The organism is Avibacterium sp. 20-126 (assembly GCF_044358625.1).
In the GTDB taxonomy this organism is placed as follows: Bacteria; Pseudomonadota; Gammaproteobacteria; order Enterobacterales; family Pasteurellaceae; genus Avibacterium.
In genome coordinates, this window is record NZ_CP091457.1 from 766,780 (window position 1) to 778,945 (window position 12,166).

11 protein-coding genes are annotated in these 12,166 nt (G+C 40.4%); 9 read left to right on the forward strand and 2 right to left on the reverse strand.

Features of this window, described 5'->3' with window-relative positions:
- Nucleotides 1-2: 2 nt before the first annotated feature.
- The 9 genes from L4F91_RS03625 (at nucleotide 3) to glyA (ending at nucleotide 10,151) form a co-directional block, all read left to right on the forward strand.
- Nucleotides 3-998, forward strand: coding sequence for a substrate-binding domain-containing protein (locus L4F91_RS03625; protein ID WP_250364350.1), 996 nt, complete (start codon nucleotides 3-5; stop codon nucleotides 996-998).
- Between the two features lie 173 nt (nucleotides 999-1,171).
- On the forward strand, nucleotides 1,172-2,824 hold the full coding sequence (locus tag L4F91_RS03630; RefSeq protein WP_395897334.1) for an LTA synthase family protein: 1,653 nt from the start codon (nucleotides 1,172-1,174) through the stop codon (nucleotides 2,822-2,824).
- A gap of 9 nt (nucleotides 2,825-2,833) precedes the next feature.
- A complete protein-coding gene (locus L4F91_RS03635) occupies nucleotides 2,834-3,421 on the forward strand; it encodes a DNA glycosylase (protein ID WP_265777215.1) in 588 nt (195 codons plus the stop codon).
- Between the two features lie 159 nt (nucleotides 3,422-3,580).
- Nucleotides 3,581-3,988, forward strand: a complete 408-nt coding sequence (locus L4F91_RS03640) for a DoxX family protein (protein WP_250364353.1) — start codon at nucleotides 3,581-3,583, stop codon at nucleotides 3,986-3,988.
- Between the two features lie 218 nt (nucleotides 3,989-4,206).
- Nucleotides 4,207-5,811 (forward strand): bifunctional phosphoribosylaminoimidazolecarboxamide formyltransferase/IMP cyclohydrolase, encoded by a 1,605-nt coding sequence (purH, locus tag L4F91_RS03645; RefSeq protein WP_395897337.1) that lies wholly within the window; start codon nucleotides 4,207-4,209, stop codon nucleotides 5,809-5,811.
- A 20-nt stretch (nucleotides 5,812-5,831) separates the two neighbouring features.
- Nucleotides 5,832-7,133 carry a phosphoribosylamine--glycine ligase gene (gene purD / locus L4F91_RS03650; protein WP_395897339.1) on the forward strand — a complete coding sequence of 434 codons (1,302 nt, stop codon included), beginning with the start codon at nucleotides 5,832-5,834 and terminating at the stop codon, nucleotides 7,131-7,133.
- Nucleotides 7,134-7,161: 28 nt separating this feature from the next.
- The gene (locus tag L4F91_RS03655; RefSeq protein WP_395897341.1) at nucleotides 7,162-8,379 is read left to right on the forward strand and encodes a DUF711 family protein; all 1,218 of its coding nucleotides are present in this window, start codon (nucleotides 7,162-7,164) and stop codon (nucleotides 8,377-8,379) included.
- Nucleotides 8,380-8,451: 72 nt separating this feature from the next.
- Entirely contained in the window at nucleotides 8,452-8,757 is a 306-nt protein-coding gene (locus L4F91_RS03660) for a hemocin immunity protein (RefSeq protein ID WP_250364357.1), read from the forward strand.
- 128 nt (nucleotides 8,758-8,885) lie between these two features.
- The gene (gene glyA / locus L4F91_RS03665) at nucleotides 8,886-10,151 is read left to right on the forward strand and encodes a serine hydroxymethyltransferase (RefSeq protein ID WP_250350563.1); all 1,266 of its coding nucleotides are present in this window, start codon (nucleotides 8,886-8,888) and stop codon (nucleotides 10,149-10,151) included.
- A 141-nt stretch (nucleotides 10,152-10,292) separates the two neighbouring features.
- Here glyA and L4F91_RS03670 read toward each other — a convergent pair whose 3' ends face one another.
- The gene (locus L4F91_RS03670; protein ID WP_395897343.1) at nucleotides 10,293-11,093 is read right to left on the reverse strand and encodes an ATP-binding cassette domain-containing protein; all 801 of its coding nucleotides are present in this window, start codon (nucleotides 11,091-11,093) and stop codon (nucleotides 10,293-10,295) included.
- A gap of 9 nt (nucleotides 11,094-11,102) precedes the next feature.
- Entirely contained in the window at nucleotides 11,103-12,161 is a 1,059-nt protein-coding gene (locus L4F91_RS03675) for an oligopeptide/dipeptide ABC transporter ATP-binding protein (protein WP_250350561.1), read from the reverse strand.
- Between the last annotated feature and the right edge of the window lie 5 nt (nucleotides 12,162-12,166).

Genomic DNA, 12,166 nt, shown 5'->3' on the forward strand with positions numbered 1-12,166 from the left:
TTATGGCAACGATGAAAGATATTGCACGGATTGCGCAGGTATCAACCTCAACGGTTTCCCATGTGATTAATAATACGGGATATGTGAGTGAGGCGATGCGAGCAAGAGTGATGAATGTCGTGGAATCACTCAATTATCGTCCTTCAGCCCTAGCAAGAAGTTTAAAGGTTAAACAAACGAATACCTTAGGTATGTTAGTCAGTGCAACGAATAACCCCTTTTTTGCTGAAGTTGTGAGTGGGGTTGAGCAGTATTGTAATCAACATCAGTACAATCTCATTATTTCTAGCATTGATGGCGCTGAAAATCGTTTAGAACAAAATATTCAAACACTTATTCAGAAACAAGTAGATGGGTTGTTATTAATGTATTCGGATAGCCAATATGCGGATCTGAAACAGTTGAATATTTCATTACCCGTGGTTGTAATGGACTGGTGGCCAACCGCACTTAATGCCGATAAAATTTATGAAAATTCAGAACTTGGTGCTTATCTTGCCACGCAATATCTCATTCAACAGGGGCATCGAGAGATTGCCATTATTACCGGAAATTTGCAAAAATCATTAGCCCAAAATCGTTTGCAAGGGTATAAAAAAGCATTACAAGAAGCACAATTGCCCCTTAATCCTGAATGGATTATTGAAAGCCATTTTGATTTTGAGGGGGGCGTAATTGGAATGAAAAAGTTGCTACAAGCAAAAAAACGTCCGAGTGCCGTGTTTGCTTGTAGTGATACCATTGCTGTTGGTGTTTATCAAGTTGCGTGGCAGCAAGGGTTAAATATACCACAAGATCTTTCGGTAATTGGCTATGATGATATTATGTTGGCGCAATATCTCTCACCGCCATTAAGCACAATTCATCAACCTAAGGCTGAATTAGGCAAGCTTGCGGTAGAAACCTTATTAAAACGGATAAAAACCCCAGAAAAACCTTATCAATCGTTGTTACTTGAGCCTAAATTAGTCGTACGAGAATCAATTGGTAAGCGTTAAGTCATATGAGGCAAAGAAAGACAATATCCTGATCGCTGATACCACCTCTAAGCAATTAGCCTAACAATCAATATTATTGAATATAGAAGATCTTTGTTATAATCCTCTTTCTTTATAAAATAGATAAAAAATCAACCGCACTTTAACTTTTGAATGCATTTTTTGGCGTACTTATGATGGAATACCTCTTACTCTCTCTTTTCACTCTTGCTTCGGTAATTTTTATTGTCAATTCTCATTACCGTTGGACCTATTTCTTTGCCATTGCACAGTTTGTGTTATTTTTTAGCTTGATGTTTAGTATTACAGGGCAATGGCAGCGTGGGCTGAATTTTGCTGCCGTGTTGTTCGTGGTGCTAATGCTTTTTCATCGCTTAAAGATTCATTTTTATAAACAACCTTTGTTAGTATCTGATTTCTTTTTAGTTTTCGATTGGCGAAATTGGGAAACCTTGTTGCATTATCGCTCAGCAATCTTTGCGATTGCTGGCTTGATCGGGTTAATGGTTTATGCCGTAATGGGCTGGTCTTCAGCCACAGTGGCAAGTGTTGAATGGCGAATTTTTGCAAGTGCGGTGCTTTTTTTCACCATTTTTGCTATCTGTCATTACAGTAAAAATAAATCAGCTATCAAACAGTGGCTTGATTCCTTACCTGATGACGGACGAGATGTGTTTTTAAATTTACCGATGTCTTGCCGAGGTGTCTTTTTCAAACCACCTGTTTTTGATGGCGATGCAGATTATTTTCTTAAACAAAAACAACAGGTTGAAGATTATCCGCTAACGGTCGAAGCAGAAAAGCCAGATATTGTTGTATGGCTTCAGGAATCTACCCTAAATCCTCACAGTTTTGTGTTTGAGAAAGCGAATATTCCGCCAATAACAATGTATGAAAATCAAGCGGATACCAAATTTAACAGTCATTTGCGTGTGCATACTTTAGGCGGAGCAACGTGGAAATCGGAGTTTGCTTTCCTATCTGGTTTGCCCTCAACGGATTTTGGCGCGATGGCGAATGCTGTGTTTTATTCTGTTGTACCCCATTTACAATACAGTTTTGTGCAGAATTTAAAAGCGCAGGGATATTATTGCGTTGCATTATCGCCTTTCACCAAAGGGAATTACAATGCCAAACCCGCTTATGATCACTTTGGTTTTGATTTGATGTTACAACCGCAAGAACTTGGTTATCCTGCGCCATTAAGTAAGAATTTATGGACGATTGGTAGTGATGAAATGAGCCAGTATGTGCAGAAAATTTTGCAAAAACAAGGTATTCCTGCGCTTGAAAAAGTCAGCCAACCTTTATTTGTTTATGTGCTTACAATGCGTGAACACGGCCCTTATCACGATGTGGGGAATTTGTTTGAATTGCAAAATCAAGGGTTCACTCCGAAAGGCACGGGCGAATTGAATGATTATATTCAGAGAATTGTAAAGCTCAATGATGTCATCGAAGATTTCAACCGCTATATGCAAAATCGTCAGAAGCCTTATGTATTAGCCTATTTTGGCGATCATCAAATTTCCATTAGTGGGGCGCAACCTGCTTATCACTTTGATTACCCGAACCCCAACTATATTACTCAGCTTGTTGTGCGGAGTAATATGCAAAATACGTTTAAACAACAACAGAATTTCCTTGATTTGGCACAGGCGGGCGGTTTGATTTTAGAAATAGCAGGATTGCCAGCTGATGAATTTATGCAAGCGAATATTGCAATGCGTAAATTAAGTCAGGGTAAATTGCAAGATTGCCAAGATCAGGCATTGCTTCGTGGTTATCAAAATTACTTATATCAACAATTAAAGGTTGCGAAATAAGGACGAACAATGAGCCAACAGATTGAAACTCACCCGTTTGCTGCGATATTGCCACCACACGCCACCGTTATGATGATGGGAAGTTTTCCACCCAAAGCGGAAAAGCGTTGTATGGAATTTCATTATCCCAATTTCCAAAATGATATGTGGCGAGTGTATGGCGCAGTATTTTTCGGCCGAGCCGATTATTTCCAAGTACCGAATGAAAAACGCTTTGATGCTGAACGAATTAAACATTTTTTATGGGATAAAGGCATTGCATTATGCCCAACTGTGCGTAAAGCAATTCGTGAACAAGATAACGCATCGGACAAATTTCTGAAGGTGGTAGAAACGGTCAATCTGGCTGAAGTATTGCCTCAAGTCCCACAATGCCACTGGATTTTTACAACTGGAGGCAAAGCCACAGAGATTCTGCTTTCCTTATTGCCAGAAAAAGTCAACGCCCCGAAAACTAACAGTTTTATTCCTTATCCCTATCCTGATTTTGCACTCAATTTATATCGCCTGCCTTCAACCTCAAGGGCTTATCCACTTGCCTTTGAGAAAAAGGTTGCCGCGTATCGTCAGTTTTTTGAAATGGTGGGGCTGGTTTAAAGAATGCGTTGATTGGATTATCAGCAAATCATTGTGTTATTTTTAACAAATAAGAAAAAGTGATTTTCATTATTATGAATTGTGTAGGCAATGCAATTCCGTTATGATACGCGCTCTTTCACTCCTGTTGGAGTAAGATTATTTTTTAAAGGAAACATCATGAATTCATTAAATAAAATTAGCCCTTATGCACTCGGATTATTACGCATTATTGCAGGCTATATGTTTTTATTACACGGCACGTCAAAATTCTTTGAATACCCCGTTTCAATGACGGGTGGAAATGGTGCAGTGGAACTTTTCTCAATGATGGGCATTGGCGGTGTATTAGAAATCGTGGGAGGCGCATTATTAATTTTAGGGTTATTTACCCGTCCCGTAGCATTCATTCTTTCTGGTATGATGGCAGTCGCGTATTTTCAAATTCACGCTTCTTTAGATAACGTGTTATTGCCGATCGTCAATAAAGGTGAGCTTGCAGCATTATATTCTTTAGTTTTCTTAAACTTTGTTTTCTTAGGTGCAGGAGCATTTTCATTAGACAACAGAGTCGGTAAGAAAAGTTAATTTGTCTTTTTTCTTTCAGCGTTATTGAATTAAACCCGCATTAAGCGGGTTTTTTTGTTGTTTCAGAAAAATAATCAAAAAACACACCGCACTTTGGGATCTAGGTATTATGCATTGTTGGTTTTTGGTTAAGAAATTTGATTTCGTGCTATATAAAAGCAAACGATTGCGTTATAATGCGGAGGTTTTTTCATTTCATTAAATTAAAGGAAATCTCAATGCAACCAAATCGCCCTATTCGTCAGGCTTTACTTAGTGTTTCAGACAAAACAGGTATTGTGGAATTTGCTCAAGGCTTAGTGCAACGCGGAGTGAAATTGCTTTCCACAGGTGGTACTGCGAAATTGTTAATGGAAAAGGGATTACCCGTTATTGAAGTCTCTGATTACACCGGCTTTCCAGAAATGATGGACGGACGAGTGAAAACCTTACACCCAAAAGTTCACGGTGGTATTTTAGGACGTCGTGGCGTGGATGATGAAGTGATGGTTAAGCACCACATTGAGCCAATTGATATGGTGGTGGTGAACCTTTATCCTTTTGCGCAAACCGTGGCAAAAGCGGATTGTACCCTTGAAGATGCCGTAGAAAATATTGATATTGGTGGGCCAACAATGGTGCGCTCTGCAGCGAAAAATCATAAAGATGTTGCAATTGTGGTAAATAATCAAGATTTTTCTGCTGTTTTGGCTGAAATGGATCAAAATCAAAATAGTTTAACTTTAGCAACACGTTTTGATTTAGCGATTAAAGCTTTTGAACATACCGCACAATATGATGCGATGATTGCCAATTATTTTGGTAAATTGGTGAAACCTTACTTTGCCGCTGAGGAAGAAGAACAAAATGCCTTGTGCGGACAATTCCCACGCACCTTAAATTTGAATTTTATCCGCAAACAAACGATGCGTTATGGTGAAAATGGTCATCAAAATGCCGCATTTTATGTGGAAAAAGAACAAAAAGACGCAAGTGTGTCCACGGCAAAACAACTACAAGGTAAAGCCCTCTCTTATAACAATATTGCGGATACCGATGCAGCCTTGGAATGTGTGAAAAGTTTTAATGAACCCGCTTGCGTGATTGTGAAACACGCAAATCCTTGTGGCGTAGCGTTAGGCGCTGATATTTTAGACGCCTATAACAGAGCCTATCAAACAGATCCAACCTCGGCTTTCGGTGGCATTATTGCTTTTAACCGTCCATTAGATGCCACAACCGCACAGGCGATTATTGATCGTCAATTTGTCGAAGTAATTATCGCGCCAGTGATTCAAGAAGAGGCAAAAGCGGTACTAAAAGTCAAGAAAAATGTGCGTGTATTAGAATGTGGTGAATGGCATAGCGAAGCACCGCAACGCTTAGATTTCAAATGTGTTAATGGCGGTTTATTAGTACAAGACAGCGATTTAGGTATGGTAGATCTTGCCGATTTGCAAGTCGTGAGCAAACGTAAACCAACGGAAAAAGAACTACAAGATTTGCTATTTTGCTGGAAAGTGGCGAAATTTGTTAAATCTAACGCCATTGTCTATGCGAAAAATAATCAAACTATCGGCATTGGTGCAGGACAAATGAGCCGTGTTTATTCTGCTAAGATCGCCGGTATTAAAGCACAGGACGAGGGGTTAGAAGTAAAAGGTTGCGTAATGGCATCCGATGCTTTCTTCCCATTCCGTGATGGCATTGATGCCGCCGCTAAAGTTGGCATTGAGTGCGTGATTCACCCCGGTGGTTCTATGCGTGATCAAGAGGTGATTGATGCCGCAGATGAACATAATATGGTGATGGTGCTAACAGGAATGCGTCATTTCCGTCATTAATTCAAAGTGGGGTAGAAAAAATGAATATTTTAATTATCGGAAACGGTGGGCGTGAACACGCCCTTGCGTGGAAAGCTGCACAATCCCCTTTAGCCAGTAAAGTGTTTGTTGCACCGGGAAATGCTGGCACAGCACGGGAAAGTCGCGTGGGCAGAAGTGCGGTGGAAAATGTGGCAATTTCTGCGACGGATATTCCAGCATTAGTCAAATTTGCACAAGAAAATCAAGTTGGCTTAACCATTGTTGGCCCGGAAGCCCCTTTGGTGGCAGGGGTAGTTGATGCTTTTGAACAAGCAGGTTTAACGATTTTCGGTCCAAGCCAAGCGGCAGCACAGTTGGAGGGATCAAAAGCATTCACTAAAGATTTCTTAGCTCGTCATCAAATTCCAACGGCAGAATATCAAAACTTTACCGATGTTGAGCAAGCCCTTGCTTATGTTCGACAAAAAGGTGCGCCGATAGTGATTAAAGCAGATGGCTTGGCGGCGGGAAAAGGCGTGATTGTGGCTATAACATTAGCGGAAGCGGAAGATGCCATTAAGGATATGCTTTCAGGCAATGCTTTTGGTGATGCAGGTTCTCGCGTCGTGATTGAAGAGTTTTTAGAAGGTGAAGAAGCCAGTTTCATCGTGATGGTGGACGGCAAAAATGTCGAACCAATGGCAACTAGCCAAGATCACAAGCGTGTGGGGGAAGGGGATAAAGGCTTAAATACGGGTGGAATGGGCGCTTATTCGCCTGCTCCAGTTATTACCCCTGAAATTCACCAACGTGTGATGCAGCGAATTATTTATCCAACCGTGCAAGGAATGGCGGCTGAAGGGAATGTTTATAAAGGTTTTTTATATGCCGGTCTGATGATCGATAAAAATGGTCAGCCAAAAGTCATTGAATTTAACTGCCGTTTTGGCGATCCTGAAACACAACCGATTATGATGCGGATGGATTCTGATCTGGTAGCGCTTTGCCTAAAAGCCTGTGAAGGGAAATTGGATCAAGTTCAATCGCAATGGAAAAAACAAGCCGCGCTAGGCATTGTGCTTGCCGCAGAAGGCTATCCTACGGATTATCGTAAAGGTGATGAAATCCAAGGCTTACCAACATCTGAGCAACGTGATGAAAAAGTTTTCCTTGCTGGTGTGAGTGAAGAAAATGGCAAGTTAGTCACCAATGGTGGTCGCGTTCTCTGTGCCACCGCATTGGGCGACAGCGTGCTTGATGCTCAACAGAAAGCATTAAAACTCGCAGAACAAATTCAGTGGAACGGTCGTTTCTTCCGCCGTGATATTGGCTGGAGAGCTATTGCACGCGAGAAATCATAATAGAGAATTAATCATAAAAAGGAGCAATATGTATCAAGATAAATCACGTTGTCGCGTTAGAGCCATAAGTCTATTTTTATCTCTAACTAAAGATAAAACACAATGGCAACAGCAGCTACAAATGGCGAAAGCGGAATTTGATTTACTTATTCCCGCTATTCAGCAAAAAGGTTATGAAATTCAGTCTATCCGTATTATCACTAATCCTTTTGGTGAATATTTGGATTTGAGTAGCATTGACACGGCAAAACGTGATTTAGCCTTGCTTAAAACCTTGCTGAGTAAATTGAATGAGAGCGGGTTGCGTATTCGTTTTGCAATTGGGGAAGCAAAAACGACACAAGAGATCGCGTTATTGCCAGAATTAATCGCAAACTATGGGGATTTATGTAATGCTTGCGTAAATGTGGAACGTGATGAAAATGGTTTTCTAGATTATGCGTTGTTGTTAAATTGTGCAAGTGCGGTGCAAAAAATTGCAGAATTAACTCCTCGTGGTGAAGGTAATTTTAATTTCACCGTGAATTTTAACTGTAAACCGTTTATTCCTTATTTCCCAGCAGGTTATCATCGCAGTGAGCTAGATAATGCGGTGGTAATCGGTTTAGAAACGCCAGATTTATTGGTTGATGTGCTAGAAAATTTGCCTATTAATGAAAATCGCCAGCGGTTCTTTCATCAAGCCAGTGTGGCAATGTCCCAAGCATTGCAATATCACATTGATGAAATACAAAACGCGATAAAATCTGCATTATCAGGTAATTTCAGATTAGCTGGTTTTGATAGCTCAGCAGCCCCATCTAAAAACTGCCATTCAATGACAAAGGTTTATGAATTACTCGGTGTACCTTATTTCGGTGCAGCGGGTACAGTAGAAGTTTCCGAATTACTCACTCGTGTGTTCAAATCAGTGAAAAATGTCGATTTAGTCGGTTTTTCTGGTTTGATGTTAGCAGTAACTGAAGATTTGGGTTTAGCGGAAGGCACCAAAACATCTCAATTTGATATTCGTGCTTTACTCACTTATAGTGCTGTATGTGGCATTGGTTTAGATACTGTGCCAATTTCAGGTGAGGCAACCATTGAACAAATCGCAGGATTAATGAGTGATACTGGCACAATGGCATTTCGTTTAAATAAACCCCTTACCGTCAGATTATTCCCAATTCCAAATAAATCTGCAGGAGAAATGACCGAATTTGAAAGCGATGATTTATGTAACTGCCGTATTTTAGCGGTGCCATAGTTTATGATATGCAAAGGAAAAATTGGCCCTCACGAAGGAATAGAGCTTGAGTTAATGTTATCGGAAAAGAAAATGTTAGCACTTTTCTTTAATGATATGGGCGTTCCAGGTGCGTTTTTACCTTATATAGAACGGGGTGTTTTTCGTTGTAATTATCTTGTTTTAGTTCCTCAAAATAAGCAGACTCCAATAGAGTTGGGAGCCTTTATTCTATTTAGACCTGTTCATCAAAAATATGCAGAACAGCTAGAGCAACTATTGAAGAAAAGTATAGGACACTTTGATTCTATGGTAGAACGAGAAATTGGTAAATTGCTTGGTTACCAAGAAGAGGATATCTCGCTTTATATTAATAATTGTAAAAAGGGATTGCGATAACCATAGGATATGAATAATATTCATAATCGCAATGAAAATTTTGAACCTAATTTTTCATTACAAGATAGTGAAAAAAAAGCTAAACTAGTTAAATCTTAAATAATCATATTTATAAGAGGACAAACACAATGTTAAAAAGAAGTATGAACATCGCTGATTACGATCCCGTATTATGGCAGGCGATTCAAGATGAAAATCGTCGTCAAGAAGAACATATTGAATTAATTGCATCAGAAAACTATGCTAGCCCACGTGTGATGGAAGCACAGGGTTCTCAATTCACCAATAAATATGCAGAAGGTTACCCAGGTAAACGCTATTATGGTGGTTGTGAGTATGCCGATATTGTTGAGCAACTTGCCATTGACCGTGCGAAAGAATTATTTGGTGCAGATTATGCGAATGTGCAACCACATTCTGGTTCGCAAGCTAATGCAGCGGTTTATATGGCACTGCTAAACCCGGGTGATACCATTTTAGGTATGAGCTTGGCACACGGTGGCCATTTAACTCACGGCGCATCAGTGAGCTTTTCAGGCAAAATTTATCACGCAGAACAATATGGCATCACCGATGAAGGCGTAATTGATTATGACGCATTGCGTGAACAAGCGTTACGCGTTAAGCCAAAAATGATCGTGGGTGGTTTTTCTGCCTATTCTCAAGTGGTCGATTGGGCGAAAATGCGTGAAATTGCTGATGAAGTGGGCGCCTATTTATTCGTAGATATGGCGCACGTTGCCGGCTTGATTGCGGCAGGGGTTTACCCAAATCCGTTACCGCACGCTCACGTTGTGACAACCACAACGCACAAAACTTTAGGTGGTCCACGTGGTGGCTTGATTTTAGCAAAAGGTGGCGATGAAGAGCTTTATAAAAAATTAAACAGTGCCGTATTCCCAGCAGGTCAAGGTGGTCCATTGGTTCACGTGATTGCAGCGAAAGCGGTATGTTTTAAAGAAGCGCTTGAGCCTGAGTTTAAAGCTTATCAGCAACAAGTGGTGAAAAACGCGAAAGCAATGGTGGACGTGTTTAAACAACGTGGTTACAACGTGGTTTCTAATGGCACGGAAAACCATTTATTCTTAGTTGATTTAGTTAGTCACGGTTTAACAGGGAAAGCGGCAGATGCGGCATTAGGCAAGGCAAATATTACAGTAAATAAAAATGCCGTGCCAAATGATCCACAAAAACCATTTATTACCTCGGGTATCCGTGTCGGAACCCCTTCTGTGACTCGTCGTGGTTTCAAAGAAGCGGAAGTGAAAGAGTTAGCTGGTTGGATGTGCGATGTGCTTGATGCTGTGGGTAAAGAAAATGAAGCAGAAGTGATTGCTGCAACAAAAGAAAAAGTGCTAGCTATTTGTAAGCGTTTGCCGGTTTATCCTGCGTAATGTTTTAGTATTACCTTAAACAGGCTGGATATGCTATCCAGCCTGTTTTTTTATGCTCATAAATGCTATAAAATTAGGTGAGTGCAAGACGCTTTATTACAAAAATTTTGTAAAAAAACACCGCACTTTATTTTATGACAGTTATCTGAATGCCCAAGATTCATCGGTCAGCAATTGTCCAAAATGGCTTTCTACAAGGCGTTTGGTAATCTCATTTTGTGGAGCGGTGAAGACATCGTGAGTGGTGCCATATTCAATCATTTTGCCTTCATCCATCACCAATACATCATCAGAAATATGTTTAATAATTCCTAAGTGTTGTCCCACGTAAATATAAGCAATACCGAGTTTTTCTTGGATTTCGAGCATTAAATTCATCAGTTGTGTTTTTACGGTGGCGTCAAGTGAGCCAAGGGCATCATCGGTGATGATGATTTCAGGTTCAAGGATTAAGGCACGGGCAAGGGCGACACGCTGTTTCTGGCTCATTGACATTGTGTTGATTTTAATGTTGGCGTGATCAGGGTAAAGCCCTACCAGTTTGAGCGTCGAAAAGATTTTTTCATCACGTTCGGTTTCACTTAAATGTGTAGCAAGACGCAGTGGGGTATCTAAAATCTGCCCAACGTTGAGTTTGGGGTTGAAGGCACTATTGGGATCTTGGAAAACCATACGAATATGTTGCGAACGAGAGCGATAATCGCCAAATTGAAGTGGCGTATTATTAAATAAAATTTCCCCTGCACTTGGCGCGAGAATTCCTACGATCATTTTTACCAAGGTTGATTTGCCTGAGCCATTTTTACCAATAATCGCTAAGGTTTTTTTGCGTTCTAATTGGAAACTGACATTTTCCACAGCAACGAATTGGCTAGATGAGAAAATACCGACATTATCATCAAAGGATTTGGATAAATGTTCAATTTTTAATAAGGCATTCATTCGATTTTCCTATTCTGTGTTATTTTCATCCGTATTAATGATAAGTGGGGTTGCCATTTCTTCTTTTTCTTTTCGCTGATTTTCGCGTAAATTAAGTGGAAAATGGCAAGCAAATTCGTGATGTTTAATTCGTCTTGTTGGGGGCTTATTGATACATTTCTTTTGGGCAAACGGGCAACGCGGTCCTAGACGACAGCCAATAGGCAGTTGATCCAACAGTGGAACGGTACCACGCAATGTGCCTAGACGGCTTTTGAATGGCAAAGGCTGTTTAAAATCAGGAATGGAATGCAGTAAGGCATTGGTGTAAGGGTGATGTGGCGTGTTCAGCACGCTTTCTTTTGGCCCTGATTCTGCATTTTGTCCACAATAAAGTACGCTGAAACTATCACACCATTCACTGATGCTATTTATATCATTGCTTGCCAGTAAGATAGAGGTGCCTTGGTTTTGGTTCATACTCAATAACAGGCGGAAAATTTGCACCTTAGTGATAGATTCCAAGGAATTCGTCGGTTCATCGGCAATTAATAAGCGGGGTTGATTGGCAACCGCGGCAGCAATCATCACTTTTTGTCCTTCCCCTTCGGTGATTTCGTCGGGATAGCTGTTCATTATATCTTTATGATCTTTAATGCCTACACGGTGTAATAGTTCAATGGCACGGCGTTTTTTCCAGCCAAACCATTGCCACCATCGCCCTTTGAATGTCCACGAAGGGATATTTTGAATAAGTTGTTTGCCAATTTTGGTGCTAGGATCTAAATTTGTAAGCGGTTCTTGGAAGATCATTGAGATTTCTTTGCCGACTAATTTCCGTCTTTTATGTGGGCTAAGTTTAAGCAATTCTACCTCATTAAAACGAAAGCGATCAGCGCTAACAATCCACGAATCTTTAATGGTGTTACAAATGACTTTTGCAATGAGGCTTTTGCCTGAACCCGATTCCCCGACTAAACCGCAAATTTCCCCTTCATTTAAGGTGAGATTGACGTTATCGACAATTTTTACTCGACCATTTGGCGTTTTTATTTCTATGCAAAGATTACGAATATCAAGTAGTGCCATTGGAA

Bases quoted from the DNA above. Each gene is read 5' to 3' on its own strand.
- L4F91_RS03625 (WP_250364350.1), top strand. From the start codon at position 3: ATGGCAACGATGAAAGATATTGCACGGATTGCGCAGGTATCAACCTCA.
- L4F91_RS03630 (WP_395897334.1), top strand. From the start codon at position 1,172: ATGATGGAATACCTCTTACTCTCTCTTTTCACTCTTGCTTCGGTAATT.
- L4F91_RS03635 (WP_265777215.1), top strand. From the start codon at position 2,834: ATGAGCCAACAGATTGAAACTCACCCGTTTGCTGCGATATTGCCACCA.
- L4F91_RS03640 (WP_250364353.1), top strand. From the start codon at position 3,581: ATGAATTCATTAAATAAAATTAGCCCTTATGCACTCGGATTATTACGC.
- purH (WP_395897337.1), top strand. From the start codon at position 4,207: ATGCAACCAAATCGCCCTATTCGTCAGGCTTTACTTAGTGTTTCAGAC.
- purD (WP_395897339.1), top strand. From the start codon at position 5,832: ATGAATATTTTAATTATCGGAAACGGTGGGCGTGAACACGCCCTTGCG.
- L4F91_RS03655 (WP_395897341.1), top strand. From the start codon at position 7,162: ATGTATCAAGATAAATCACGTTGTCGCGTTAGAGCCATAAGTCTATTT.
- L4F91_RS03660 (WP_250364357.1), top strand. From the start codon at position 8,452: ATGTTAGCACTTTTCTTTAATGATATGGGCGTTCCAGGTGCGTTTTTA.
- glyA (WP_250350563.1), top strand. From the start codon at position 8,886: ATGTTAAAAAGAAGTATGAACATCGCTGATTACGATCCCGTATTATGG.
- L4F91_RS03670 (WP_395897343.1), bottom strand. From the start codon at position 11,093: ATGAATGCCTTATTAAAAATTGAACATTTATCCAAATCCTTTGATGAT.
- L4F91_RS03675 (WP_250350561.1), bottom strand. From the start codon at position 12,161: ATGGCACTACTTGATATTCGTAATCTTTGCATAGAAATAAAAACGCCA.